Here is a 26,166-nt window from a genome sequence, read left to right as displayed (position 1 = left end):
TTCTCCCTGATGCTCCGATCCGTGCGGCGATTCGCAGGCGGGGCGCGACGCTTCGCAACCGGGTTTGCCGTCAGGCACCAAGGGGGTGGAACATGAGACTACTTGCAGCGTCGGCCTTGTCGGCCGTCATCTGGGCGAGTGCGTTCGGCGGTCCGGCACTGGCGCAGGACCACGTCGGCCCGATCACCGAATACGTGAAGGCCAATGTGGCGACGTGGCTGTCCGATCCGGTGGTGATTACCGCGATCAACGAACAGAACGCCGCCCATGCCGGCCTGTCGCAGGCCGACATCGACACGCTCGACAAGCAGTGGCGCGCCGAGGTCGAGGCCGGAAGCAAGCCGATGATCGACAAGGTGCTGGGCAACGCCCTGTCGAAATTCCTCTCCGCCAAGCAGGCGGAAGCGGGCGGCATGATCACCGAAGCCTTCGTCATGGACAACAAGGGCCTGAATGTCGGCCAGAGCGACGTCACCTCCGATTACTGGCAGGGCGACGAGGCGAAGTGGCAGAAATCCTTCGGCGCCGGCGCGGGCGCCATCTTCGTCGACGACGTCGAGAAGGACGAATCCACGCAGACGCTGCAGTCGCAGGTCAGCGTCGCGATCAGCGACCCGGCCACGGGCCAGGCCATCGGCGCGATCACGCTCGGGATCGACGTCGAAGGCCTCTGAGGCCTTCGCGGGACGCGTCGTATCGAGCAATGAGTACGGGGGTGGTGTCTGGAATGTTCGGCAATCGATCGATCACGTTCAAGCTGGTGCTGGCGGCGCTGGGCGTCAGCCTTGCGGGCCTCGGTGCATCCGTGGCCCTCATCGACCGGACGGCGGAGAACAGTCTCTACGACCTCGCCACGGATGCCTGGGTGATCCAGACCGGGCAGATCGCCACGGCCGCGGCCGGCGGCATCAAGTGGAAGAAACCGGAGGTGGTGGCGGACGCCTGGGCGGGATACCTCGACAACGAGGACCGGATCCTGTCCCGCGCCATCGCCTTCGATCCCACCGGCAACGTGATCGCCGAATTCACGGCGCCGGGCGTCGTCGCAGGCGGGATCGATGCCTCGCTTCGCCGCCTGCTCGCCGCGCCGCGCGACGGCACGGCGGTCGAGGCCATCGAGGGCAACGTGCTGATGGTCGCTCCGTCTGGAACGAGTGGCGAAGGCAAGCCGCTCGGCTACGTTGCCGTCGCGTGGAACACCGGACCGGTCGAGGATGCCCGGTCCTCGCTCCGGCTGGGCGCGATCGGCGTCCAGGCCATCTCGGCGCTGCTGCTCCTCGCCCTGCTTTTCCTCAGCATCCGCCTCGTGGTCGGGCGTCCGCTCGGCGCGATCACCGCGCGGATCGAGAAGCTCTCGAACGGCGACCTTCAATCGGCCGTCCCGAACCTCGATCGCTCCGACGAGGTCGGCATCATCGCCCGGTCGCTCGAAGGCTTCCGCAAGGCCTCGCTCGAAAAGCTCGAGGCTGATCGGGAACTCGACACCCAGCGCCGCCAGATGGAGGAACAGCGCGACGAGAACGACGCCTCGCGCGCCTCGGCGGCCAAGCTCCAGGCGGCCGTCGTGAAGCTGATCGGCGCAGCGCTCGCCCGTCTCGCAGACGGCGACCTGACGACGCGGCTCAAGGTCGACTTCCCGCCCGACTACCGCAAGATCAAGGAAGACTTCAACACGGCGATGGACCGGCTGCAGGATGCCATGCAGCAGATCGTCGCGACGGGTCGTCAGCTCGAACTCGGGACCGACGAGATCAGCCGCGCCGCCGACGAACTGGCCCGCCGCAGCGAGCAGCAGGCCGCCACGATCGAGGAGACCGTGGCCGCCGTCGGCGAGATCACGCGCTCCGTTTCCGCCACAGCCGCCGGTGCCGGACAGGCCCGCGCCGCGGTGGTGGACATGACCACCGACACCGGCCACAGCGACAAGGTCGTCGGCGCGGCGATTTCGGCAATGGGCGGGATCGAGAAATCGTCCGAGGAGATTTCAAAGATCATCGGGGTCATCGACGAGATAGCCTTCCAGACCAATCTGCTTGCCCTCAACGCAGGCGTTGAGGCGGCGCGCGCGGGCGAGGCCGGTCGCGGCTTCGCCGTCGTCGCGCAGGAGGTGCGCGGCCTGGCGCAGCGCTCTGCGGACGCCGCGCGCGAGATCAAGCAGCTCATCCAGACCTCCGCCACGCAGGTCAAGACCGGCGCGAAGCTGGTCGGCGAGACCGGCGACGTCATCGGCCGGATCGCGGCGCGGGTGGAGAGCATCAACTCTATCGTCACGGAGATCGCCCGCGGCGCCGAGGAGCAGGCCGCAACGCTGCGCGGGATCAACTCGGCCATGAACGGCATCGACACCGCTACCCAGCAGGGTGCGGCGATGGCGCAGCAGTTCACCTCGACGAGCCGCGGCCTCGCCCGCGACGGCGAGGAGCTGAACCGGCTGATGGCGCATTTCCGCGGCGCCGAGAGCCATGGCGACGAGCGTCGCGACGCGCCTCGCCTGGCGCCGGCCCGTCGCGCACCGGCGCTGGCGTCGGTCGCGCCGAGCCGCAGGCCGGAGCCCGCCAACAGCTGGCGCGAGCCGCCGCGCACCCGCGCCGCCACCCATGGCGCGAACGCGCTCGACATCGAGGCCGAGGCTGACGGCTGGGAAGAGTTCTGAGGCGCGCGAGCGCTGTGCTCAGAACCCCTCGGCCGCGTCCTCGACGATCTCCTCGAGCAAGGCGTTGACGTCGTCGCGGCCGGGTCCCGAAGGCAGGCGCCGGAAGCCGACCACGACCTTTCCCGGTTCAGCTTCCGCCTCGTAGGCGAAGAGAACATAGGGGCAGAAGGCGATGTTGCCGATGTCGACCTCCATGGCCTTGCGCGATACCACCGCCGAGCAGAACTGCAGGAACTCGGCATCGCGATAGAGCAGCCCCGCGGCGCCGACGTCACCCGCCGTCCGCTTCAGCATCTCGCCGATATGGCCGTGATAGTCGATCTTGTAGCCGCGGTTCACCACCGCGTCCTCGAGATCGGCGATGACGTCGGCAAACGGCGCCCCCGTTTCCCGGGTCGTGACGGCTTCTTCCGCCAGCACCGGGGTCGACAGCCCGACAAGTGCGGCCAGCACCGCCGGCAGTCCATATCCGCGCATCTTTTCCTCCCTTGAGGCGCTTTGCCCCTCGACAAGCGTAGTCGAGTTCTCATAAATATGCAAAAAATAATATGTTTGCATGGGAGGACGGCATGAACTCAAGGCGCGTTGGGTCGCCTGGCCTCGACCGCCGGCGTTTTCTCGCGGCGGCCGGGTCGACCACGGTGATGGCGCTTGCCGGCGGGCTCGTCGCGCCGCGGGTTGCCCACGCACAGACGCTGTCGACGGGTGCTGCCGAGATAACCGTCGTCAGCGACGGCCATCTCGTGCTGCCGATGGGCTTCGCCTATCCGGAGGTGCCGCCGGAGGACCTGGCGAGGCTGCTCGCCGAAAACGCCATGCCCGCCGACGCGCTTTTGCCCGACTGCAACGTGACTTTGGCAAGGATCGGCGACAGGCTGGTCATCTTCGATGTCGGGGCCGGCGCCAATTTCATGCCGACGGCCGGCAAGCTCGCCGACGGCCTCGCCGCGGCGGGTGTCGATCCCGCCGACGTGACCGACGTGGTGTTCACGCATGCGCATCCCGACCACCTCTGGGGCCTGACCGACGATTTCGACGAACTGGTGTTTGCGAATGCGCAGTACCGGATCGGCAGGACGGAGTGGGACTTCTGGTCGGCGCCGGAGACGCTCTCGAAGGTTCCCGCCGACCGCCAGACTTTCGTGGTGGGGGCGCAGAACCGCTTCGCCGCGATCGAGGACAGGATCATCTTCGTCGAGGACGGCGAGGAGGTGATACCGGGAATCGAGGCGGTGGCGACGCCCGGCCACACACCGGGGCACCTGTCGTTCATGATCCAGGGTGCGGAGCCGGTGCTGATCGTCGGCGACGCAATCTCAAATACGGTGATCTCGTTTGCGCGGCCCGACTGGCCGTCGGGCAGCGACCAGGATGCCGACCTCGGCGCACGGACGCGGCTGGCACTGCTCGACCGGCTGGCGGAGGACCGGGCGCGCGCGATCGGCTTCCACTTCCCGCATCCCGGCGCGGGCCTCGTCGAGCGGAAGGACGGCGGGTACCGCTACGTCCCCGTCTGATCACTCCGCCGGCGCACTGGCCGCCCGGAAGGCGCCGAAGGGCGAGCCCTCGATGAGATAGGACAGTCCCATGCGTGCGCCGAGGAAGATCGACGCCAGCACGACGGGCGCCGAGATCGCGAGCGCCGAGACGGCGGTGACGCCCTGGCCGATGGTACAGCCCATGGCGAAGACGCCGCCCACGCCCATCAGCAGTCCGCCCGCCAGATGGCGGCCGAGTTCGCGGGCATCGTCGCAGGCCTCCCAGCGTACGTCGCGCTTCCAGAGCGCGCAGGCGGCCGCGCCGAGCACCACGCCGACGACGAGGCCGACGCCGTAATCCGGCAGGATGCCTGTGAAGGTGACGAACTGCAGGATCGTGTCTGAGACCGGCACGACGAAGGATCCGGCCTCGATCTGGACGATCTCGAAGGAATGGGCCGCCGCCTGGCTGGTCGCCCACCAGCCGAAGGCGATGACGAGGCCGACGGTGGCTCCGGTCGCCATCGACCCGAAGCGGCGACGGTAGTCGGCCGATGCGAAGATCCAGCCCAGCAGTGCCGCGGCGACGACGGCGGTGACGGCGATGGTGAGGTCGACACCGGCGAAATGCCCGGCAATGGCGCCGAGCGACTGGCCGCCGACGCCGGACAGATCGATGGCGAGGTTGTCGGACAGCGCGACCCTGGCCTGGGCGATCACGCCCTTCTGGGCCGACATGGCGGCGAGACCCAGCACGATCAGCACGATCAGCGACCGCAGGCTGCCGCCGCCGAGCCGCACCAGGGCGCCGAAGCCGCAGGTGCCGACGAGGGCCATGCCGAATCCGAAGGCAATTCCACCGGCGATGGCACCGATCCAGGCGAAGTCCGAGCGAATGTAGAAGCTGTCGGCGGTGTCGACATGGCCGGTCGCCTGGAGTGCCTGGGTCGCGACCAGCGCCACGACGGCGGCCAGCATCCAGGTGCGCAACCCGCGCCCGTCACCGGCGTACCAGTAGCGTTCCAGCCCGGACATGGTGCAGAAGTGGTTGGCCCTCGCGGCGAAGCCAAGAACGGCACCGGCGCACAGGCCTGCGGCCGGAAGAAACCACGCATATGTGGCCAGGCTCATTTTTCCCTCCCGCGGGCTTGCGCCCACCGGCAGGTCTCCAGCCTGCCGTCTTCAGTCGGCGTCGTTGCCCGGCGCCCCGTTCTTGTCGTTTCCCTCCGGTTTTCGCACCGGAGCGCAGAAGAGATTGTACAGCGTTTCGATCACGGAGGACACTTCCTTGCTGGCGATCGAATAATAGATGACGCGACCGTCGCGGCGCGTGTTCACGAGGCGGTCGAAGCGCAGGCGCGCGAGTTGCTGCGATACCGCCGCCTGCGGCAGGCGCATCGCCTCCTCGAGCTCCGAAACGGACTTCTCTCCTTCCGAAAGAAGACACAGGATCAGCAAGCGACCTTCATGAGCGAGCGCCTTCAGGAGTTCGCTGGCTTCGCGCGCCTGCGCAAGCAGTTCGTTGAACTGCTCCGGCGTCTGCGCGTCCTTGATGTTGGGCAAGCTCATGAGAACGGACAGCACCCTTGGTCTCTTCGGCGTTCATTGGACATGGCGCGAAGCGTGCCAAATGTCCAGATCGCGCAGCATGATCCAGGTCAAGCGATCCGGAAATCCCTGGCCCGCGGGCCGTTTCAGGGACGGACCGGCAGCAGCGCCAGCAGCTCGCCGATACGGTACCAGAAGAACTCGTCGCCGACATAGCCACGGATGCGGCCGATCTCCCGGCCGCCGTCCATCAGCACGAAGGTAGGCGTGAACCGCTCCTTCGCAACCCCTTCGAGGTCGGACGGCCAGGGCCTTGTGATGTCGACGCGCCGGAGCGGCGCCAGACGTCCCTCCGGTGTTTTCGGCCAGGCGGGCGCGATTTCGGCGTTGAACTGCGCGCACCAGACGCAGCCCGGCTGCTCCAGCATCAGCAGTTCCGCCGCACAGGCTCTCGCCGAGGGCGCCAGGAGGCCCGCCGCGACGAGGCCCCACCGGGCCAATCCTGCAAGCTTCATGGTCCAATGCTCCCCTGTTGCATATAAATATAGCATTTTTTGAATGCTTCTGCCAAGGTGATGCCGGACCGGGTGGCGTTGGGAGGAACGATGCTGGATGTCAGTCTTGGGGGAGCGCTGCTTGCCGGGCTCCTGTCGTTCGTCTCGCCCTGCATCCTGCCGATCGTGCCGCCCTACCTCGCGTGGCTGGCAGGGGTGAGCTTCGACGAGTTGAAGGACACGGAGCCGGGTGCGGTTCAGCGGCGGCGGGTGATCGTCGCCGCCATCGCCTTCGTGCTCGGCTTCGCCACGGTGTTCATCGCGCTCGGCGCGACGGCCAGCGTCCTGGGCAAGACCATCGCACAATACTTCGACACGCTGTCCGTCATCGCCGGCGTCATCATCATCGTCATGGGCCTGCACTTCCTGGGCGTGTTCCGGATCGGGATGCTGTATCGCGAGGCCCGCGTCCAGGTGGCCCGGAAGCCGGCCGGCATGATCGGCGCCTATGTCATCGGGCTCGCCTTTGCCTTTGGCTGGACGCCCTGCGTCGGGCCGGTGCTGGCCGCCATCCTTTTCATTGCCGGAAGCGAGGGCAGTGCCGCGCAGGGCGCGCTGCTGCTTGCCGCCTATTCGCTGGGGATCGGCATTCCCTTCGTGCTCGCCGCGGTGTTCGCCAGCCGCTTCCTCGGCTGGGCGGCGCGCTTCAAGCGCCACATGCACAAGGTGGAGATGGCGATGGGCGCGCTGCTCGTCTTGACCGGCATCCTGTTCATCACCGGCCAGATGTCGACGATCTCGTTCTGGCTTCTCGAAACGTTCCCGATCTTCCAGACCATCGGATAGGAGGTCATCATGTCCCGCATCGCATCGCTCGTCGTTTTCCTCTTCGCGGCGGCCGCCGCGCTGCCCGCCATGGCCGTCGAGATCGGCGAGGACGGGCTCCACAAGCAGGAATGGTTCGCGATGACCTTCCGCGACATCGCGGAAGACATCGAACACGCACGCAGCGAGGGCAAGCGGCTGGCGATCACCTTCGAGCAGCGCGGCTGCATCTACTGCCGCGAGATGCACGAGAAGCTCTTGTCCGACCCGGAGGTGCGCGATTACATCCGCGAGCACTTCATGGTCGTGCAGTACAACATGTTCGGCGACGAGGAGGTCACCGATCTCGACGGCGAGGTCCTGACCGAGAAGACCGCCGCGCGCAAATGGGGCTACGTCTTCACGCCGACCATCGTCTTCCTGCCCGAAGAGGCGCCCGAAGGCGACACGGTGGCGCAGGCCGCGGTGGCGACGATGCCCGGGGCTTTCGGCAAATGGACCTTCCTCAACATGTTCCGATGGGTCAACGAGAAGGGCTACGAAAGCGGCGAGCACTTCCAGCACTACCACGCCCGGATCATCGCCGAACTGCGCGCCGAGGGTCGGCTCGGCGAGGGCGACGACTGACTGCCGATCGCGCTCGAAATGCCGTCCAGGCAGCCTCGCCCGGCTCGCCAAACCAATACATGCAGAAATTCATATTTTTGTATTGATTAGCGCAACGAGCCGATCTATCGTCGCAAATGGAGGAACGGACCGCCCCGGCGATCCGACAGGTGGGAGGAGAAAACCATGAGGCGCATTCTCGCGGGCATGGCCTGTGCCGTGGCGCTGGTCGTCCATCCGCTGGCGGCATCTGCCGGCGAGATCGCCCCAGGCGACGTCGCGTTCGATGACTTGAAGGTCACGACGTCGCTGACGGACATGCCCGGTAATCCCGAGGAAGGCGCAAAGGCGCTCGCCAATCGCGGCCTTGGCAATTGTCTGGCCTGCCATGCCGTCTCGGCGCTCTCGAAGGAACAGTTCCATGGCGACGTCGCGCCTTCGCTCGACGGAGCGGCGGACCGCTGGTCGGTCGAGGAGCTTCGCGCGATCGTGGTCGATTCCAAGCAGGTCTTCACGAAGGAAACGATGATGCCGGCCTTCTACAGCCTGAACGTCGGCATCAACGTCCGCAAGGATCTGGTCGGCAAGACGATCCTGACGGCACAGCAGGTCGAAGACGTCGTGGCCTTCCTGGCCACGCTCAAGGAATAGCACAAGAGGAGGTTCGCATGACACTGTCCAGGCGTCGTGTGCTGATGCTGGCCGCCGGAGCGGCGGCCATTCCCGCGTTGCAACTGTTCCCGGGCGCGGCCTTCGCCGCGGCCGAGGACGTTACCAAGATGATGGCGGATTTTTCGGGCGGCAAGGAGCCGCAGACCGGCAAGATCACGCTGACGGCTCCCGAGATCGCCGAGAACGGCAACACGGTGCCGATTTCGGTCGATGTCGACAGCGCCATGGATGGCGCCGACATGGTCGACGCGGTGATGATCCTGGCCGATGGCAATCCGAGGCCCGAGGTCGCCACCTTCCACTTCACCGCGATGAGCGGAAGTGCGGCCGCGACCACGCGCATGCGTCTGGCCAGAACCCAGAACGTGATCGCGCTGGCCCGGATGGCGGACGGTTCGGTCTACATGGACAAGAAGGAAGTGAAGGTCACCATCGGCGGCTGCGGCGGCTGAGGCGGCGAACTCCGGAGGAACGACAACATGGCATCTGCTCCCAAGCCCCGGGTCAAGGTACCCAAGACAGCGTCCGCCGGCGAGGTGATCGTCATCAAGACGCTCATCAGCCACGAGATGGAGTCCGGTCAACGCAAGGACAAGGACGGCAACCCGATCCCGCGCAAGATCATCAACAAATTCTCGTGCGCGTTCAACGGAAAGCCGGTCTTCTCCTGCGACCTCGACCCGGCCGTCTCCGCCAACCCCTATTTCGAGTTCAGCGCCAGGGTGCCCGAAAGCGGAACCTTCACGTTCATATGGGTGGACGACGACGGCTCCGTCTACACCGACGAGCAATCCATCAAGGTCGAATAGGCCAGAACCGCGGCGCAACGGCCGCGGTGCAGCGGGAGGACGAACGTGGACAGGATTTCACTGGCGGCCGGTACGGCCCTGTGTCTGCTCTTGACCGGACTGGCCGTGGGAAAAGCCTTCGGCGATCCGGTCGACGACACGCTCGAAATCGACGGCGTGCCGATGATCACCCGGGCGGCGGCGCCGGAGGGGCATCCCTTCGACGAGGTCCTGTCGGGCTGGCTGTTCCGCGAGGCGGAAACGCGCGCAACGGAAGCCGATTCCTTCGAGAATCCGGGCATGCTCGCCGTGGAACGCGGTGCCGAAATCTGGGAAACGGTCGATGGCACGATGGGCAAGTCCTGCGCGTCCTGCCACGACGACGCGGCGGTGTCGATGAAGGGCGTCGGCGCGGCCTATCCCAAATGGGACGCGGACGCGAAGCGGCCGATCAACGTCGAGCTGCAGATCGACAAGTGCCGCGTCGAGAACATGGGTGCCGAAGCCTACAAGTTCGACGACGACGATCAGAAGTCCCTCACCACCTTCATCAAGCACCAGTCGCTCGGCACGCCGATGAGCGTCGACCTCTCGCAGGGCGACCTGCAGGCATGGTGGGACAAGGGCAAGGACCTCTACTACACACGCACCGGCCAGCTCGATTTCGCCTGCGCCTCGTGCCACGAGGCTTCCATGGGCAAGTACATCCGGGCCGACCATCTGAGCCAGGGCCAGGTGAACGGCTTCCCGACCTACCGCTTCAACACGGCCGGTATGGTCTCGCTGCACAACCGCTTCCGCGGCTGCATCCGCGACACCCGCGCCGAGATGCCCAAGGCGTTCTCGGACGAACTCATGGCGCTCGAGGTCTACGTGACCTGGCGCGGCACCGGCCTTTCGGTCGAGACGCCCGCCGTCCGCCAGTAAGCGCGCCGGAGCCGAACCGGCCGCACCCGGCGGGATCCTTCCGCCGGGCCAGAAACACGCATCCCGGTGCCGGCCCACAGGACTGACGATGAGCCACACAAGACGCGATTTCCTTCAGTTCGCCCTCAACGCGAGCGTCGCGCTCGGGGCGGCAGGCTATGCCGCCAGCCCGCTGCGCGCGCTCGCGCAGCAGAAGCTGACGCAGGACGACCTGCTGCGCTTCGACGCGAAGGGCCAGGTCACGCTGCTGCACTTCACCGACGTGCACGCCCAGCTGCTGCCGGTCTATTTCCGCCCGCCGGACACCAATATCGGCGTCGGCGCCTTCGCCGGCATCCCGCCGCATCTGGTCGGCGAGGCCTTCCTGAAGGAGTTCGGCATCGCGCGCGGCAGCGCCTATGCCTATGCGCACACCTTCCTCGACTATGTCGACATGGCCAGAGCCTACGGCCGGCTCGGCGGGCTCGATCGTACGGCCACGCTGGTCAAGGCCATCCGGGCCGATCGCGGCGACGACAAGGTGCTCTTCCTCGACGGCGGCGACACCTGGCAGGGCTCCTACACCTCGCTCAAGACCGCCGCGCAGGACATGGTCGAGTGCATGGCGCTGCTGAAGCCGGACGCGATGACCGGCCACTGGGAGTTCACCTTCGGCGAGGACCGCTTCACGGAGATCGTCGAGAGCCAGGCCTATCCTTTCCTCGCCTCCAACATCTTCGATGCCGAGTGGGACGAGCCGGTGTTCGAGCACACGAAGATGTTCGAGAAGGGCGGCGTCCAGGTCGCGGTCATCGGGCAGGCCATGCCCTACACACCGATCGCCAATCCACGCTGGATGTTCCCGAGATGGTCGTTCGGCATCCGCCCCGACGTCCTGCAGGCCAATGTCGATGCCGCCCGGGCGGCGGGTGCCGAGGTCGTGGTGCTGATCTCGCACAATGGCTTCGATGTCGATCGCAAGCTCGCCACCGTCGTCTCCGGCATCGACGTGATCCTGACCGGACACACGCATGACGCCGTGCCGGAGGCGGTGCGGGTGGGCGAGACGCTGATCCTGTCGTCCGGCTCGCACGGAAAATATCTCGGCCGCGTCGACCTGGACGTGTCCAACGGCAAGGTCACCGGCTCGAGTTCGAAGCTGATCCCGGTGTTTTCCGACGTCGTCGCGTCGGATCCGGAGATGGCGGCGAAGATCGCCGAAGTGCGCGCGCCCTTCGAGGCGGAGACGGCCGAGGTGCTGGGGCGCACCGAGACGCTGCTCTACCGGCGCGGCAATTTCAACGGCACGTGGGACGACCTGATCTGCCAGGGGATCATCGAGGAGCGCGACACGCAGATCGCGCTGTCGCCGGGCTTCCGCTGGGGCACGACGCTGCTGCCCGGACAGGACATCACCCGCGACGACCTCTACACCGAGACGTCGATGAGCTACCCGGCGGTCTATCGCAACGAGATGACCGGCCAGCAGCTGAAGGAGGTGCTGGAGGACGTCTGCGACAACCTCTTCAACCCTGACCCCTTCCTGCAGCAGGGCGGCGACATGGTGCGCGTCGGCGGCATGACCTACAGCTGCGCCGTCAACGGCACGATCGGCAACCGCATCTCCGACATGCGGCTTTCGGCGACCGGGGAGCCGATCGACCCGGCCAGGACTTATGTCGTCGGCGGCTGGGCTTCGGTGAACGAGGGCGTCGAAGGGCCGGCGATCTACGACCTGATGGAAGACCACATCCGTCGCAAGGGAACCGTGAGCGTTCCGGACGAGCGGACCGTCAAGATCGTGATGTGACGAAGCCTTGCACGGCCGGACCGGTCGCGGCGGCGGATCGACCGGCAGGTGCCGAACAAACCGATTGACTGTCGCGCCAATACATATAAAAATTCATATGTAACTATCTTCTGGTATCTGGGAGGAGCCGATGACATCGAATGCGCGTCCGGGCGCGTCGCGCCGCGCCGTTCTGAAGGGCGGGCTCATGGGCGCGGCAGCCCTCGCGGGCGGTGCAGCAGCCAGCCGCGCGGCCGCCAGCGAGAGCGTGATCACCGAGATCCAGGACTGGAACCGCTATCCCGGCGACGGTGTCGATGCGCGGCCCTACGGGACGCCCTCGCCGTTCGAGGCGCATGTGGTGCGCAAGAACGTGCCCTGGCTGACGTCCGACACGATCTCGTCGATCAACTTCACGCCGCTGCATGAACTCGACGGCATCATCACCCCGAGCGGGCTGTGCTTCGAGCGCCATCATTCCGGCGTCGCCGAGATCGATCCTGCCAGCCACCGCCTGATGATCCACGGGCTGGTCGAGAAGCCGCTCGTCTTCACCATGGCCGACCTGAAGCGCTTCCCGCGCGAGAACCGGGTCTACTTCCTCGAATGCGCGGCCAACACCGGCATGGAGTGGCGCGGCGCGCAGCTGAACGGCTGCCAGTTCACGCACGGCATGCTGCACTGCCTGATGTACACCGGCGTCCGGCTGAAGCACCTGCTCGACGAGGCGGGGGTAAAGGCGGAGGGCAAGTGGCTGCTGGCCGAGGGCGCAGATGCGTCCGGCATGAGCCGGTCGATCCCGCTCGACAAGGCGATGGACGATTGTCTCGTCGCCTTTGGCATGAACGGCGAGGCGCTGCGCCCCGAGCAGGGCTATCCGATCCGCCTGGTGGTTCCGGGCTGGGAAGGCAACATGTGGGTCAAGTGGCTGCGCCGGCTCGAGATCGGCGATCAGCCCTGGCAGCATCGCGAGGAAACCTCCAAATACACCGACCTGATGGCCAACGGAAAGGCCAGGCGCTTCACCTTCGAGATGGACGTGAAGTCGGTCATCACCAATCCGAGCCCGCAGGCGCCGATCCTGCACGGACGCGGGCCGCTGGTGCTTTCCGGTCTGGCCTGGTCGGGCAAGGGGCGCATCAGCCGGGTCGACGTCACCACCGACGGCGGTCGCAACTGGACGACCGCGCGGCTCGACGGACCGAGCCTGCCCAAGGCGCTGCACCGCTTCTACCACGAGTTCGACTGGGACGGTTCGGAGCTGTTCCTGCAGTCGCGGGCCATCGACGAGCACGGCTTCGTGCAGCCGACGAAGGACCAGCTGCGCTCCGTGCGCGGCGCGAATTCGATCTATCACAACAACGGCATCCAGACCTGGCACGTCAATTCCGACGGAGTGATCGAGAATGTGGAAATCTCCTAAAGCCATCCTTCTGGCCGCAACCCTCATCGCGGGCGCAATCGGCGGGGCCGAGGCGCAGGATATCGAGGCCGGCGAGAAGGTGTTCGCCAAGTGCAAGGCCTGCCACATGGTGGGCGAGAACGCCAAGAACCGCGTCGGCCCGGTGCTCAACGGGATCGTCGGCCGTGCGGCCGCCACCATCGAGGGCTTCAAGTACTCGCCGGCCATGTCGAAGGCGGGAGCTGACGGTCTCGTCTGGGACGAGACAAGCCTCGCCGGCTATCTGCACGACCCGAAAGCCTACCTGAAGGGTAACAAGATGGCCTTCGCCGGGCTCAAGAAGGACGAGGACGTCGTCAACGTCATCGCCTATCTCGCGAGCTTCGGCGCGGACGGGAAGCCGGCCGTCCCGGGCAAGCAGTCGGCCGCGCCCGCACCCGATGCGACTCAGACGGCAACCGCCGAACCCGCCGCGCCATCGCCGGAGACGACCGGAAGCGTCGCCGACGGCGAGCGCGGTCTCGGTCGTGCCGCGACGCCCGAGGAGATCGCCGCCTGGGACACCGACGTGCGGCCGGATGGCGTGGGGCTGCCCGAGGGGTCGGGAACCGTCGCGCACGGCATGGAGATCTATGACGAGCGCTGCGCCACCTGCCATGGCGATTTCGGCGAGGCGGTCGGCCGCTGGCCGGTGCTCGCCGGCGGACAGGGCACGCTGCAGGCCGAGCGGCCGGAAAAGACCATCGGTTCCTACTGGCCCTATCTGTCCACCGTCTTCGACTACGTGCACCGCGCCATGCCGTTCGGCGACGCGCGCTCGCTCGGCAACGACGATGTCTACGCGCTGACGGCATACCTGCTGTATCTGAACGACATCGTCGACGACGAGGAGTTCGAGCTGTCGAAGGACAATTTCACCTCGATCCGGCTGCCGAACGAGGAGAATTTCTTCGATGACGACCGCGAGCAGGAGCCGTTCTATGCCGACAGGTCGGAACCGTGCATGACGGACTGCAGGCCGGGGGCAGCGGCCATCACCATGCATGCGGCCGTGCTAGACGTGACGCCGGAGGACGGCGGCGAGGAGAACGCATCGGGGGGCGGCATCGACTGACGATCCCGCCGGCCCGGGCCTTTGGGAGGAGCGCCTGGTGATCCGACATTGCATGCCGCCCCGGCCGGGCGGCGCCAACGTCAGGCTGCTGGCGGGCCGGACGGTCGCCACCATGGCCGCTGCGCTACTGGCATGGCCTGCAGCACCGGCGAATGCGTCGGACGACGCGGCTCTGGCGCTCGAGGTCGAACACGTCGTGACGCGTGTCCTCGCCATCGACGGCGATCCGGCCTACGGGGAGTATCTCGGCGGCGAGTGCGTGACATGCCACCAGGCCTCGGGTGCGGCGAGCGGCATTCCGCCCATCCGCGGGCTGCCGGTCGACTACGCCGTGCAGGCGATGATCGAATACAAGCTCGGTGCCCGGCCCAATTCCGTCATGAAACTGATGACCGCCCGGCTCTCCGACGAGGAGATCGCGGCCCTGGCCGTCTACATCGCCGGGATGGAAGACTGACCTGCAACGGCTCACCCGGGAGGATACCATGAGCACGACAAGAACAGGCACGATCTCGAGACGAAGCTTCGGATTGCTCGCCGGCACAGGGGTCGCGTCGCTTGCCTTGCCGACCTACCTGCGCGCGCAGGACAAGCCGCGCGTCGTCATCGTCGGCGGCGGAGCGGGCGGCGCGACCGCGGCCAAGTATGTCGCGAAGGATTCGAAGGGTGCGATCGACGTGACGCTGATCGAGGACAGCGACACGTTCACGACCTGCTTCTTCTCGAACCTCTATCTCGGCGGCTACCGCGATTTCAACTCGATCACCCATGGCTACGACGCACTCGTCTCCACCTATGGCATCCGCAAGGTGACCGGACTGGCGATGGCGGTCGACCGCATGGCAAAGACGGTCACCATGGCGGATGGCGCCGTCGTGCCCTACGACCGGCTGCTGCTTTCGCCCGGCATCGACATCATCTACGGCTCCGTGCCGGGCTATTCGGAAGACGCCGCTGAGACGGCGCCGCATGCCTGGAAGGCCGGCCCGCAGACGGAACTCCTCAAGGCAAGGCTCGATGCGCTGACCGACGGGCAGAACATCGTCATGATCGCCCCGCCCAACCCCTATCGCTGCCCGCCCGGCCCCTACGAACGGGTGTCGATGATGGCGCATGTGCTGAAATCGAAGGGGTTCACGAATTCAAAGATCTTCGTCATCGACCCCAAGGACAAGTTCTCCAAGCAGGGCCTCTTCCAGGAAGGCTGGGACAAACACTATCCCGGCATGGTCGAATGGTACGGGCCCGACGTCCACGGCGGGATCAAGTCCGTCGACGTCGCCGCCGGAACGGTGGAGACGGATCTCGACACTTTCGAGGGCGCGCTTCTCAACATCATCCCCGCCCAGAAGGCCGGCGCGATCGCGGCCGCAGCCGGGGTGGCGGGCGACAGCGGCTTCTGCCCGATCGATGCAGCCTCGATGCGCTCGACCATGGACGAGGCGATCTTCGTCATCGGCGACGCGTCGATTGCCGGCGATATGCCGAAGTCCGGTTTCTCGGCCAACAGCCAGGCGAAGGTGGCTGCGATGACGATCCGGGCCGACCTGACCGGTTCGAAGGCCTTCCCCGCGAAATACTCCAACACCTGCTGGTCGCTGATCGACACGGATGACGGTGTCAAGGTCGGCGCGCAGTACGAGCCGAAGGAGGGCAAGATCGCTTCAGTCGAGGGCTTCATCTCGCAGACGGGCGAGGATGCCGCCCTGCGCAAGGCGACCTACGAGGAATCGATCGGCTGGTACGACGGCATCGTCGCCGACATGTTCAGCTGACCGGAAACTCCGTTCGCGGCCGGGCGGCGCTTGCGTCGCCCGGGTGACCGTCACAGCCGCGCCAGCCATACCGATATCTGCGGGAAGGCGACGAGGATGGCGAGCGCCACGATCATGGCGAAGACGAAGGGCAGCGTGCCGCGGAAGATCTCGCCGACCTTCAGCGTCGGATCGTCGATCGCGGACTTGATGGTGTAGACCGAAAGGCCGAAGGGCGGCGTCAGCAGGCCGATTTCCACCGCGACGACGGTCAGCACGCCGAACCAGATCAGGTCGAATCCGGCGGCCTTCGCTACCGGCAGCGCGATCGGCAGCAGGATCAGCATGATCGAGATGGAATCGATCAGGCAGCCCATAACGATGATCAGAACGATGAAGATCAGCAGGAAGCCATAGGGGCCGATCGAGCTCTGCAGCAGGGTCTCGGCCAGCATCGCAGGCAGGCCCGACATGGCCAGCATGCGTGAGAAGAAGGTCGCGGCCATGATGAGGAACAGCACCGAAACGGTGACCTGACCGGTCTCGACGAGGAGAGACCACATCCTGCCGCCGCCGAGCGACCGGCGCATCAGCGCGATCACCAGCGCGCCCAGCGCGCCGACGGCGCCGGCTTCAGTCGGATTGAAGAACCCGCCATAGAGGCCGCCGAGCACCAGCCCGACCAGCACGATGATCGGCGTTCCCTTCGACAGGACGAAGCCCCCCAGCGAACGATCGTCCTCGACGGCGGGTTCGACGTCGGGCGCGCGCTCGAAGACGCTGTCCTTCCACCAGGTGGCCATGATGACGATGGTGGCCGAGAAGAGCAGCGCGAGCAGGATGCCCGGCCCGATGCCTGCCAGGAACATTCGGCCGACCGACTCCTCGGCCAGCACGGCGTAGACGATCATCAGCAGCGATGGCGGGATCAGCATGCCGAGCACGGAACTGCCGGCGACGACACCCGTGGAGAAGCTGCGCCGGTAGCCGTGGCGGGTCATCTCCGGCACGGCGACGCGGGAGAACACCGAGGCGGAGGCGATGGAGATGCCGGTGATCGACGCGAAGACCGCGTTGGCGAAGACGGTCGCGACGCCGAGCCCGGCCCGGACACGACGCAGCAGGCGTTCGAAAAGGTCGAACGTGTCCTTGCCGACCCCGGATACGGTGACGAGCAGACCCATCAGCACGAAGAGCGGCACCACGGCGAAGAGGTACTCCTCCAGGCTGTCATTGGCCACCGAGCCCATCATGCGCATGGCGACGGTCTCGTTGCGGATGAAGCTCACGCCGGCGAAGGAAACCACGATCATGCCGACGCCGATCGGCATGCCGAGCGAAATCAGCAGGATCAGGGCCGCCACGCAGGCAATGCCGATCTCGATACCGCTCATGCCTGCTCCCCCGACCGCCCGGCGGCAATCGCGAAGGACCGCACGGCCTGGACGGTGAACTGGGCGGCGGCAACGGCCGCGCCGACCAGGATCAATGCCCGGAAGGGCCATGTCTGAAGTGTCGCGACGCCGGTGACGCCGATGTACTCGCCGTGATCGAAATCCTTGACGAGGATGCCCCAGGTCGACCAGGCGATTCCGGCGCAGACGGCGATGCCGAACAGGTCCCAGAAGCCCGACACGAAGGCGGCGAGGCGGGGGCTGCGCCCTTCGACGAGTGCAAAGAAGAAGTCGGTGCGCGCCAGCCGGTTGTTGCGGATGGTCGTGCCCAGTTGGAGATAGACGATCATCACGAGCGTCAGCGCGCCGAGCTCGGATATCAGCGGCAGCGAGCCGCCGATGACGTTTCTGGCGACCACGTCGCAGGCGATCATCGCCATCAGGACGAGGATCATCAGCGTGCCGAGCGCCGCAAGGCCGTCCACGGAACGACCCCAGAGCCGCGCGATCGCCGAGGGCCGGCGCCGCCCATCGGCGGCGCCTCCCTTGTTCATGCCAGCGTCCATGGCGATCGCCCCGCCGTCCGCTGCTTACTGCTTGTCCCAGTCACGGGCAGGCTTTTCGCCCCGCGCGCGCAGGCCGTCCATGTAGGCGGACAGGAACGCCTTGCCGGGCAGGCCGCGCGCCTCGGCATCTGCCGCCCACTCGCCGGCCACGTCCGGCAGGCCGTCGACCCAGGCCTGACGATCGGCCGCCGACATCTGCGAGATGGTGACGGGCGGGTTCTGGCCGGCACCGATCTCCTGCATCTTGGCGAAGGCCGCCTCATGCCGCTCCAGCAGGTCCTTGCCGTGCGCCTCGGTGTAGAACTTGCCGGCCTCGACCATGGCGTTCTGCACTTCCTCGGGCAGATCGTTCCAGGAGTCGCGGTTGATCGCCACCGCGCCCGAGAAGGCGGTGCCGATGTCGACGCGGGTGATGTACGGCGCGACCTCGTAGAGCTTGGCCGGCAGGACGCCGAGCGCCAGCGACAGGACGCCATCGGACACGCCGGTCTGGATGTCGGTGTAGAAGGTGGTCAACGCGCCGTCGACGGCGTTGGCGCCCGTGCCGCGCAGCCAGTTGGCGAGCACGCCCGGCGCCGACAGCTTCATGCCGTTCAGGTCAGCGAGGCCAGAGATCGGCTGCTTGGTGTAGACGTCGTAGCTGTCGGTGCCGGTCAGGCCGAGAACCTTCAGATTGTACTGCTCCCACTCCTTCTTGAAGGAATCATTGGTCTCGAGCAGTTCGGCCATGACGGCCAGCTGGACGGGCGGATTTGCGGTGGCGAAGGGCGCGTAGCTCGACACCTGGCTCAGCGGCAGCTTGGCCGCCTCGAGGAAGGAGAACACCCAGCCGATGTCGGTGACGCCTTCCTCGACGGAGGTCAGCGTGGCGTTCGCCTTGTAGAGCTGGCCGCCGAAAGCTTCCTGCCATTCGATCTTGTAGTTGCCCTTCTCGGCCAGCAGACGATCCGTCTCGGCCATGAAATGCGACTTGATCATGCCGACCCACGGAATGACCAGAGGGTGGCTCGAGGCGACCGTCAGGTTGATCGTCTCCTGTGCGAACGCGGCGCCCGGAAAGGCGACGGCGCTGGCGAGCAGCAGTCCGGTAAGCGTCTTCATGTCGTTTCCTCCCTTGAAAACTAAAGTATCGAAAAAGTCTGGCTCGACATGTCGAGCCGGACCGTCACCGTTCCCTCGTTGATCATCCACGGTCTGACCGTGAATTCGCGCGCGCCGCTGCGATGCATCGGATCCCGCTCGGCGATGGCGATCGCCTCGCCGCGCGAACCGGCGCGGACCACGACGAGCCCTTCCCCCTCCCAGGTCTTCTCGTCGTCCGACCACATCGGGCCGGCAGCATAGAGGACGCCGTCCTTCTCCAGCGATACCTGGAAGGCCAGATGCTCTTCCATGTTGGCCAGCACCGCTTCGATGGCGCCCGTCGGCCGGGTGAAGATGGCGTAGAGCTGCTTCTGCAGCATGGCGCTGCTCGCCTGCATCACGCCTTCGACCGGTATGCCCATGCTCTCCTCCCCCTGCCGCCGTCAGCCGGCCTTGCGCCTTGCCACTTCCGTCCTGATCTCGTCGCCATGCTCGTCGAGCGTCGGCGGCGGCAGGATTTCGAGGTCCGGCGCGCCGTCGAAGCTGTAGGGCGCGCGCACCGTCCTGAAGGCGCCCATCGTGGGATGTTCGGCCTCGACCGCGATGTGGAGATGGCGGGCCTGCGGATCCTCCAGCGCCTCGTCGGAATCGTATGCCGGCGAATGAGGCACCTCGTTTTCGAGCAGGATCGCGCACCAGTCGTCGCGCGTCTTCCCGGCGAAGATCGGCGACATGATGTCGATCAGGTCCTGCTGGTGTCGGATGCGGTCGAGCCTGTCCTCGAAGCGCGGATCGAAGCGGAGTTCCTCGCGGCCGATCGACTTGGTCAGCCCTTCCCAGAACTTCTGCGGCGAGGACAGATGGATGGCGACCCATTTCCCGTCGGAACAGGGGAAGGTGTAGGACTGCGAGACCATCGGTCGGCTGAGCGGCCCCATCACCTCGCCCATCGAGAAATAGTGGGTGAAGGAATCGAGGTTGAAGTGGCACATGGCCTCGAGCATCGAGATGTCGAGACGCCGCCCCTTGCCGCTCGTCGACCGCTCCAGCAGGGCCGCCACGATGCCGAGCGCGGCGTAGTGGCCTGTGACGGCGTCGGCGATGGCGGGGCCGATGACGCGCGGATTGATCGGCGGGGTCAGGAGGCGCAGGTAGCCGCTGGCGGCCTGCGCGACCGTGTCGAAGGCCGGCCGGTCACGCGCGGGTCCGCTCTGGCCGAAGCCCGTAATGGCGCAATAGACGAGGCGCGGATTGATGCGCTGCAGTTCTTCGGCGCCGGCGCCCAACCGCTCAGCGACGCCCGGCCGGAAGTTCTGGATGAACACGTCGGCGCCGGCGATCAGATCGTGGAAGACCGAACGGTCGCCGCCCTTCGCCGTATCGAGGGCGATCGAGCGCTTGTTGCGATTGTAGGTCTGGAAATGCGGTGAATAGAGCCCGCCCTTGAAGGCGCGGAACGGGTCGCCGCCGTCCGGCCGTTCGACCTTGACGACATCGGCTCCGAGATCGGCGAGATGCATGCCAGCCGCGGGACCGGTGATGTAGGTCCCCATCTCGATGACGCGGATGTCCTTGAGGATCTTGGTCATCGGAGGGCCCTCACGCGGTCTTCCGGTCGCCGGCGTGCGCGCCGGCCGGGCCGTCATAGGCGATCGCCTGATCGGCCTTGTGGGACATAATGAAGCCGATGGAGCGCTGCGATTCCTCGTAGAGATGCGCCACCAGCCCGGCTGCGCGGGCGAGCAGCGGTATGCCCTTCATCGCCTCGATCGGCCAGCCTGCATCGAGCATCAGCGCCGGGATCGCGCCGGAGACGTTGATCGGCAGCGGGCGGTTCATGATCGCCGGGGCTTCTGCGCCCAGCGCCCGCAAGCAGGCGACATGGTCGCCCGAAACGCCACGCTCGTCGGCGAAGGCGAGCAGCACGTTGGCGCGCGGGTCGCCCGCATTGTGCTGCGGATGGCCAAGCCCGGGCACCTTGGCGCGGCTGGCCTTCAGGCCTTCGAGGCTGCGGCGCGCGGCGGTCGTCAGGTCGACGCTGTCACGGCGGGCGTCCGCGACTACATCGACGAGGTAGCGCCCGGCGATCTCGGAACTGCCGGCCACCACGCTGCCCATGCCGAGCAGACCTGCGGCCATGGCGCCCTGCCAGGCTTCCGGCGCGGCGGCCAGCGTCATGCGAGAGGCCTGGACGCTCGGCACGAGCCCATGCTCGGCAATGGCTACCATGCAGGCATTGGCGACCGCGCGCTGCGTCTCGGTCGGCTTCTGTCCGAGCACGAGCAGCCAGAAATAGTCGGTGAAATCGATCTTGCCGATCAGGTCGGAGCAGAGATCGTGCCCCCTCACCGTGATCGAGTGCGCGTCGGAAGTCGCTATCGCCGTGAACGCGCCCTCCTGCTTCCCGATTCGCATCGTGCCTCCCAGCTGGTTTTTCGCATTCCGAAAATTTTTTCTCTTGTCGGAAACTACGGGCCGCCTTACGCTTCTGTCAAGTGCCGGCGTCCTTTGCAGACACCGCACGTCCGTCGAAGATGAGGGGAGGACCAGCGCCGATGGCCGACATCAACCAGTTCACGATCACCGAGGCCGTGAAGAAGAGCTTCCGGACGCAGGAGGGCTCCCGCTTCGAGTTCCTGCTGCGATCGCTGATCGACCACGTGCACGATTTCGCGCGCGAGACGAACATGACGCATGAGGAATGGATGCGGATGCTGACTTTCCTATACGACTGCGGCAAGATCTCCACGCCGGAGCGGCACGAGTTCATCCTGCTGTCGGACGTGCTCGGTCTGTCGGCGCTGGTCGACATGATCAACACGCGCGGCGGCGCGACGGAGGGCAGCAACCTCGGACCGTTCTACCTCGACAACGCGCCGCGCAAGACGCTGGGCGCCGATCTCGCCGGACCGCGCGAAGGCGTTTCGGTTCTGTGCCACGGGATCGTGCGCGATTCGCTCGGCCATCCGCTGCCTGGCGCCATCGTCGACACCTGGCAGGCCGACGGGTCGGGCACCTATCCGATCCAGGAGGCAGGCCAGGACAAGTACGACCTGCGCGGCATCTTCGAGGCCGACGATCAGGGCCGCTACTACTACACGACCGTCTTGCCCAAGCCCTACACCGTGCCTTATGACGGCCCGGTCGGCGAACTGCTCAGGGCGGGCGACCGGCATGCGTGGCGTCCGGCGCACCTGCACTACATGATCCGGTCTCCGGGCATGCGGTCGATCACGACGGAAGTTTTCTTCGAGAACACCGAATATGTCGACAACGACGCGGTCTTCGGTGTCCGCAAGTCGCTCCTGGCCAAAATCGTGCCCTACAAGGCAGAAAAGGCGGGCGACCTGCCTCTGGAACGCAAGCCGGACGCGATGCTGAAATTCGACTTCATTCTGGCCCCTGGCGACTGAGAAGAAACTCGATGCTCGAAGACAATCCGGACGCAGCCCGACCGGCGGAGTTCGTCGAGGCGCTGGCCAAGGGTCTGTCGATCCTCGAAAGCTTCGATTCCGAGCATCCCGAGATGACCTTGAGCGACGTGGCGCGGCGGGTGGGACTGAGCCCAGCCGCCGCCCGGCGCAGCCTGATCACGCTGCAGGCGCTCGGCTATGTCGGCCAGACCAACAAGCGCTTCCACCTGCGGCCGAAGGTGATGAGCCTCGGCTCGGCCTTCTACTTTTCGGCGCGCGTGGACGAGATCCTGCAGCCGGAACTGCGCCATCTCGTCGGCACCTTCGGCGACGCCTCGTCGGTGGCTACGCTCGAGGGCCACGACGTGCTCTACATCGCACACTATTCAGAGCAACGGGCGCGGCGGCCGACCGCCGTCGTCGGCGTGCGTTATCCCGCGCACGCCACCTCGCTCGGCCGCGTGCTCCTGGCCGGGCTCCCGGACGCCGCCTTCGACCGCTACCTGCGCGAGGTCGAACCCGTGCCGCTGACCAAGAAGACGGTCATCGACAAGGCGGCGCTGAAAGACATCATCCTTGAGGTGCGCGAGAAGAACTACTCGACCTCGACCGACCAGCTGGACTACGGCATCACGGCGCTCGCCGTGCCGATCCGCGGCGCATCGGGCCGTCCGATCGCGGCGCTCAACACCTCAGGCTACACCGGCCTCGTCACCGCCGAGGACCTCGTCGAGAAGCGGCTCCAGCCGCTGCGCGCATCGGCGGCGCGCCTCGCACACACGCTGTCGCGCTACCCGGTGCTCGAGTCCATCATCGGGACGCGGTGAGCGGACCCGGCACCGTCCGTCCGACCATCTCTGCTACGCGCTCAAACACCGATTGACAGATGTTGACGCTGCGACATACACTTTCCGAAAATAATTTCGCATAGCGAAAACTTTAACCGCAGGTCAGTCGGCTGGAAGGTCGGTGCCGCCTGCCATCGGAACGATTTTCTCGGGAGGAGAGAACATGTGCAGGTTGTGTGATCTGGGTCGTCCGCCGGTCGACTGCGAGTCGCGGCGTGATTTCCTCAAGGCCTCACTCGTCGCGGGTGCGGCAGCGGCGGGGGTTTTCGCGGCGACCAGCGTCGCGTCCGCCCAGGAAACGCCGCAAGGCACCGGCGAAGAGGGGCGGCGCGTCCTCATTCGCGGCGGACACGTGCTGAGCATGGACCCGGAAGTGGGCGATTTCGCCGAAGCCGACGTCCTGGTCGTCGGCCGCCGGATCGAGGGCATCGGGCCGAACCTCGACGCAGGCGACGCGGAGATCATCGACGCGAGCGGCATGATCGTCATGCCCGGCTTCATCGACACGCATCATCACCAGTTCGAGACCGCGCTGCGCAGCTTTCTCGCCGACGGCATCCTCGTCAACGACGGCAAGCCCGAGAACGCGATCAACTACTACGAGTACATCCTGCAGAAGTTCTCGATGGTCTACCGGCCGGAGGACGTCTACATCAACGAGCTGTTCGGGTCGCTGGCCCAGCTCGACACCGGCGTGACGACGGTCATGGACGTGTCGCAGATCCACCATTCGCCGGAGCATTCGGACGCGGTGGTGAAGGCGCTCCAGGACGCTGGCCGCCGCTCGGTCTTCGGCTATTTCGAGGGCTGGGGCGACCGGGCGAAGTATCCCGCCGACGCGCGCCGCCTGAAACAGCAGTACTTTTCCTCCGACGACCAGCTGCTGACCATGGTGATGGGCGGCGAGATCTACATTCCGGGCTACGAAGAGTCCTGGAAGATCGGCCGCGAGCTCGGCATCCCCGTCGCGCTGCACGTGGTGGGCACCTTCGGCATGCGCCCGACCTTCGACCAGATGGCCGAGGCCGGCATGTTCGGCCCCGACAACATCTTCATCCACATGACCGGCATGTCCGACATGGCCTGGCAGAAGGCGGCGGACGCCGGCAGCCACGTCTCGCTTGCCGTGCCGATCGAGATGGCCATGCGCCACGGCATGCCGCCGATCCAGAAGGCGCTCGACATGGGCATGCAGCCGTCGCTGTCGTCCGACGTCGAATGCACCATGACGGCCGACCCGTTCACGCAGATGCGCTCGACCTTCACGCTGCAGCGCGCCTTCGCCAACGAGAAGGCGCTGGCCGGCGACGCCGACGTGCCGCGCCTGCTGACGTCGCGCGACGTGATCCGGTTCGCCACGCTGGAAGGCGCGAAGGGCCTGAAGCTGAGTTCCCGCACCGGTTCGTTGACGCCGGGCAAGGAAGCCGACATCGTGCTGCTCGACGCAGGCGCCATCAACGTGACGCCGCTGAACCACGTGCCGGGTGCCGTCGTGACCCTCATGGAGCGGTCGAACGTCGACAGCGTCATGGTGGCCGGCAAGCTGCGCAAGTGGAAGGGAAAGCTGCTCGACGTCGACCTGCCGAAGCTGAAGCGCGAGCTGGAGGCCAGCCGCGACCATCTCTTCTCGGCGGCGGGCGTGGAGCAGGATCTCTTCCGAGCCTGATTGCTACCCGGCGGCGCGAGGAGGCGCCGCCGGTCCAGCCTTTGCAAGGGAGGACTTCGATGGCCCGGACTCTGCCGCTTCTGCCGACCTCGCTCGTCGGATCCTATGCCCAGCCCGAATGGCTGATCGACCGCGCCAAACTGGCCGGGCGCTTTCCGCCGCGGGTGCGGGCGCGCGAACTCTGGCGGGTCGCGCCCGAGCATCTGGAGGAGGCACAGAACGACGCGACGCTGCTCGCCATCCGCGACCAGGAGCGGGCGGGGCTCGACATCATCACCGACGGCGAGATGCGGCGGGAGAGCTACTCCAACCGCTTCGCCACAGCGCTCGACGGCGTCGACATCGACAATCCGGGCTCGGCGCTCGACCGGTCGGGGCATCCGAACCCGGTGCCGCGCGTGGTGGGCAAGATCTCGCGCCGGCATGCCGTGGAGGCGGGCGACGTGAAGTTCCTCCGGGCCAACACCGACCGGACGATCAAGATCACCGTTCCCGGCCCCTTCACCATGTCGCAGCAGGCGCAGAACGACTTCTACGACGATCCGGCCGAGATGGCGCTCGATTACGCGGCGGCCGTGAACGAGGAGATCCGCGACCTCTTCGCCGCAGGCGCCGACATCGTTCAGATCGACGAGCCCTACATGCAGGCGCGGCCGGAACCGGCGCGCCAATACGGCCTCGCGGCGCTCAACCGGGCGCTGGAGGGGATCGAAGGCGAGACGGCCGTACATATCTGCTTCGGCTACGCCGCCATCATCCACCACCGTCCGGAGGGCTATTCCTTCCTGCCGGAATTCTCCGGCTGCTCGTGCAAGTCGGTGTCGATCGAGACGGCGCAGTCGAACCTCGACACCTCGGTGCTGAAATCCCTGCCGGACAAGAAGATCATCCTCGGCGTGCTCGACCTCTCCACCCACGAGATCGAGACGCCGGAGACGGTGGCGGCGCGCATCCGCCGCGCCCTGCCGAACGTCGATGCGGCGCGGATCGTGATCGCACCGGATTGCGGGCTGAAGTACCTGCCGCGCGAGGTCGCCTTCGGCAAGATGAAGGCGATGGCCGACGGCGCGGCAATCGTCCGGCGCGAGCTTCAGTAGAAATCGTCGCGCGAACGCGCCATCCGGACGGGGAGGACGCGCGTCCTCCCCGTTCGTCGTTTCGGGCCGG

28 protein-coding genes are annotated in these 26,166 nt (G+C 66.5%); 18 read left to right on the top strand and 10 right to left on the bottom strand.

Features of this window, described 5'->3' with window-relative positions; genetic code table 11:
• The first annotated feature begins 92 nt into the window (after positions 1-92).
• Positions 93-674, top strand: a complete 582-nt coding sequence (locus tag N1F91_RS17780; protein ID WP_289994299.1) for a hypothetical protein — start codon at positions 93-95, stop codon at positions 672-674.
• A gap of 53 nt (positions 675-727) precedes the next feature.
• Complete coding sequence (locus N1F91_RS17775) at positions 728-2,653, top strand: methyl-accepting chemotaxis protein (RefSeq protein ID WP_289994297.1); 1,926 nt, start codon at positions 728-730, stop codon at positions 2,651-2,653.
• Positions 2,654-2,671: 18 nt separating this feature from the next.
• Here the strand turns inward: N1F91_RS17775 and N1F91_RS17770 are convergent, their stop codons facing one another.
• Entirely contained in the window at positions 2,672-3,130 is a 459-nt protein-coding gene (locus N1F91_RS17770; RefSeq protein ID WP_289994296.1) for a DUF302 domain-containing protein, read from the bottom strand.
• A 92-nt stretch (positions 3,131-3,222) separates the two neighbouring features.
• Here N1F91_RS17770 and N1F91_RS17765 point away from each other — a divergent pair, with 92 nt between their 5' ends.
• Positions 3,223-4,170 (top strand): MBL fold metallo-hydrolase, encoded by a 948-nt coding sequence (locus tag N1F91_RS17765; protein ID WP_289994295.1) that lies wholly within the window; start codon positions 3,223-3,225, stop codon positions 4,168-4,170.
• Here N1F91_RS17765 and N1F91_RS17760 read toward each other — a convergent pair whose 3' ends face one another.
• From N1F91_RS17760 to N1F91_RS17750, 3 genes are all read right to left on the bottom strand, one after another.
• Positions 4,171-5,262 carry a YeeE/YedE family protein gene (locus N1F91_RS17760; protein ID WP_289994294.1) on the bottom strand — a complete coding sequence of 364 codons (1,092 nt, stop codon included), beginning with the start codon at positions 5,260-5,262 and terminating at the stop codon, positions 4,171-4,173.
• Between the two features lie 51 nt (positions 5,263-5,313).
• Positions 5,314-5,700 (bottom strand): metalloregulator ArsR/SmtB family transcription factor, encoded by a 387-nt coding sequence (locus tag N1F91_RS17755; protein WP_289994343.1) that lies wholly within the window; start codon positions 5,698-5,700, stop codon positions 5,314-5,316.
• Between the two features lie 125 nt (positions 5,701-5,825).
• The gene (locus N1F91_RS17750) at positions 5,826-6,194 is read right to left on the bottom strand and encodes a transcriptional regulator (protein WP_289994293.1); all 369 of its coding nucleotides are present in this window, start codon (positions 6,192-6,194) and stop codon (positions 5,826-5,828) included.
• A gap of 90 nt (positions 6,195-6,284) precedes the next feature.
• On the opposite strand from N1F91_RS17750, the gene N1F91_RS17745 reads away from it, so the two are divergent.
• The 11 genes from N1F91_RS17745 to N1F91_RS17695 all read left to right on the top strand — a co-directional run bounded on the left by N1F91_RS17745 (position 6,285) and on the right by N1F91_RS17695 (position 16,050).
• Positions 6,285-7,019, top strand: a complete 735-nt coding sequence (locus N1F91_RS17745) for a cytochrome c biogenesis protein CcdA (RefSeq protein ID WP_289994292.1) — start codon at positions 6,285-6,287, stop codon at positions 7,017-7,019.
• 9 nt (positions 7,020-7,028) lie between these two features.
• Positions 7,029-7,625: a thioredoxin family protein gene (locus N1F91_RS17740; protein ID WP_289994291.1), complete on the top strand. Its 597-nt coding sequence runs from the start codon at positions 7,029-7,031 to the stop codon at positions 7,623-7,625.
• A 165-nt stretch (positions 7,626-7,790) separates the two neighbouring features.
• Positions 7,791-8,255 (top strand): sulfur oxidation c-type cytochrome SoxX, encoded by a 465-nt coding sequence (gene soxX / locus N1F91_RS17735; protein WP_289994290.1) that lies wholly within the window; start codon positions 7,791-7,793, stop codon positions 8,253-8,255.
• Between the two features lie 17 nt (positions 8,256-8,272).
• Positions 8,273-8,728: a thiosulfate oxidation carrier protein SoxY gene (soxY, locus tag N1F91_RS17730; RefSeq protein ID WP_289994289.1), complete on the top strand. Its 456-nt coding sequence runs from the start codon at positions 8,273-8,275 to the stop codon at positions 8,726-8,728.
• 27 nt (positions 8,729-8,755) lie between these two features.
• Positions 8,756-9,085: a thiosulfate oxidation carrier complex protein SoxZ gene (gene soxZ / locus N1F91_RS17725; protein ID WP_289994287.1), complete on the top strand. Its 330-nt coding sequence runs from the start codon at positions 8,756-8,758 to the stop codon at positions 9,083-9,085.
• 84 nt (positions 9,086-9,169) lie between these two features.
• Positions 9,170-9,991 (top strand): sulfur oxidation c-type cytochrome SoxA, encoded by an 822-nt coding sequence (gene soxA, locus N1F91_RS17720; RefSeq protein ID WP_289994342.1) that lies wholly within the window; start codon positions 9,170-9,172, stop codon positions 9,989-9,991.
• 88 nt (positions 9,992-10,079) lie between these two features.
• A complete protein-coding gene (gene soxB / locus N1F91_RS17715; RefSeq protein WP_289994286.1) occupies positions 10,080-11,780 on the top strand; it encodes a thiosulfohydrolase SoxB in 1,701 nt (566 codons plus the stop codon).
• Between the two features lie 130 nt (positions 11,781-11,910).
• Entirely contained in the window at positions 11,911-13,182 is a 1,272-nt protein-coding gene (soxC, locus tag N1F91_RS17710) for a sulfite dehydrogenase (RefSeq protein WP_289994285.1), read from the top strand.
• Entirely contained in the window at positions 13,166-14,275 is a 1,110-nt protein-coding gene (locus tag N1F91_RS17705; RefSeq protein WP_289994283.1) for a c-type cytochrome, read from the top strand. The genes soxC and N1F91_RS17705 overlap by 17 nt, the downstream gene beginning before the upstream one ends.
• Positions 14,276-14,312: 37 nt before the next feature.
• Positions 14,313-14,732, top strand: a complete 420-nt coding sequence (locus N1F91_RS17700) for a c-type cytochrome (protein WP_289994282.1) — start codon at positions 14,313-14,315, stop codon at positions 14,730-14,732.
• A gap of 28 nt (positions 14,733-14,760) precedes the next feature.
• Positions 14,761-16,050 carry an NAD(P)/FAD-dependent oxidoreductase gene (locus tag N1F91_RS17695; protein WP_289994281.1) on the top strand — a complete coding sequence of 430 codons (1,290 nt, stop codon included), beginning with the start codon at positions 14,761-14,763 and terminating at the stop codon, positions 16,048-16,050.
• A 50-nt stretch (positions 16,051-16,100) separates the two neighbouring features.
• On the opposite strand, the gene N1F91_RS17690 is transcribed toward N1F91_RS17695, so the two are convergent.
• Genes N1F91_RS17690 through N1F91_RS17665 form a run of 6 tightly spaced genes read right to left on the bottom strand, consistent with a single transcriptional unit; the run spans position 16,101 to position 21,487 of the window.
• The gene (locus tag N1F91_RS17690) at positions 16,101-17,423 is read right to left on the bottom strand and encodes a TRAP transporter large permease (RefSeq protein ID WP_289994280.1); all 1,323 of its coding nucleotides are present in this window, start codon (positions 17,421-17,423) and stop codon (positions 16,101-16,103) included.
• On the bottom strand, positions 17,420-17,977 hold the full coding sequence (locus tag N1F91_RS17685; protein ID WP_289994279.1) for a TRAP transporter small permease subunit: 558 nt from the start codon (positions 17,975-17,977) through the stop codon (positions 17,420-17,422). The genes N1F91_RS17690 and N1F91_RS17685 overlap by 4 nt, the downstream gene beginning before the upstream one ends.
• A gap of 36 nt (positions 17,978-18,013) precedes the next feature.
• On the bottom strand, positions 18,014-19,090 hold the full coding sequence (locus N1F91_RS17680) for a C4-dicarboxylate TRAP transporter substrate-binding protein (protein ID WP_289994278.1): 1,077 nt from the start codon (positions 19,088-19,090) through the stop codon (positions 18,014-18,016).
• A 20-nt stretch (positions 19,091-19,110) separates the two neighbouring features.
• The gene (locus N1F91_RS17675; RefSeq protein WP_289994277.1) at positions 19,111-19,494 is read right to left on the bottom strand and encodes a YciI family protein; all 384 of its coding nucleotides are present in this window, start codon (positions 19,492-19,494) and stop codon (positions 19,111-19,113) included.
• Positions 19,495-19,515: 21 nt separating this feature from the next.
• Positions 19,516-20,661, bottom strand: coding sequence for a CoA transferase (locus N1F91_RS17670; protein WP_289994276.1), 1,146 nt, complete (start codon positions 20,659-20,661; stop codon positions 19,516-19,518).
• A gap of 10 nt (positions 20,662-20,671) precedes the next feature.
• Positions 20,672-21,487, bottom strand: a complete 816-nt coding sequence (locus N1F91_RS17665) for a citryl-CoA lyase (protein ID WP_289994275.1) — start codon at positions 21,485-21,487, stop codon at positions 20,672-20,674.
• 140 nt (positions 21,488-21,627) lie between these two features.
• Here N1F91_RS17665 and N1F91_RS17660 point away from each other — a divergent pair, with 140 nt between their 5' ends.
• The 4 genes from N1F91_RS17660 (at position 21,628) to N1F91_RS17645 (ending at position 26,096) form a co-directional block, all read left to right on the top strand.
• Positions 21,628-22,485, top strand: coding sequence for a dioxygenase (locus tag N1F91_RS17660; protein WP_289994274.1), 858 nt, complete (start codon positions 21,628-21,630; stop codon positions 22,483-22,485).
• Between the two features lie 11 nt (positions 22,486-22,496).
• Positions 22,497-23,312, top strand: coding sequence for an IclR family transcriptional regulator C-terminal domain-containing protein (locus N1F91_RS17655; protein WP_289994273.1), 816 nt, complete (start codon positions 22,497-22,499; stop codon positions 23,310-23,312).
• A 184-nt stretch (positions 23,313-23,496) separates the two neighbouring features.
• Positions 23,497-24,999, top strand: coding sequence for an amidohydrolase family protein (locus N1F91_RS17650; RefSeq protein ID WP_289994272.1), 1,503 nt, complete (start codon positions 23,497-23,499; stop codon positions 24,997-24,999).
• A 59-nt stretch (positions 25,000-25,058) separates the two neighbouring features.
• A complete protein-coding gene (locus tag N1F91_RS17645; protein WP_289994271.1) occupies positions 25,059-26,096 on the top strand; it encodes a uroporphyrinogen decarboxylase family protein in 1,038 nt (345 codons plus the stop codon).
• The last annotated feature ends 70 nt before the right edge of the window (positions 26,097-26,166 follow it).

Origin of the sequence: Aquibium sp. ELW1220, assembly GCF_030398385.1 — a bacterium.
GTDB lineage: Bacteria > Pseudomonadota > Alphaproteobacteria > Rhizobiales > Rhizobiaceae > Aquibium.
Note: the sequence above shows the minus strand (reverse complement) of the source record. Positions and strands in the feature narration are given on the sequence as shown.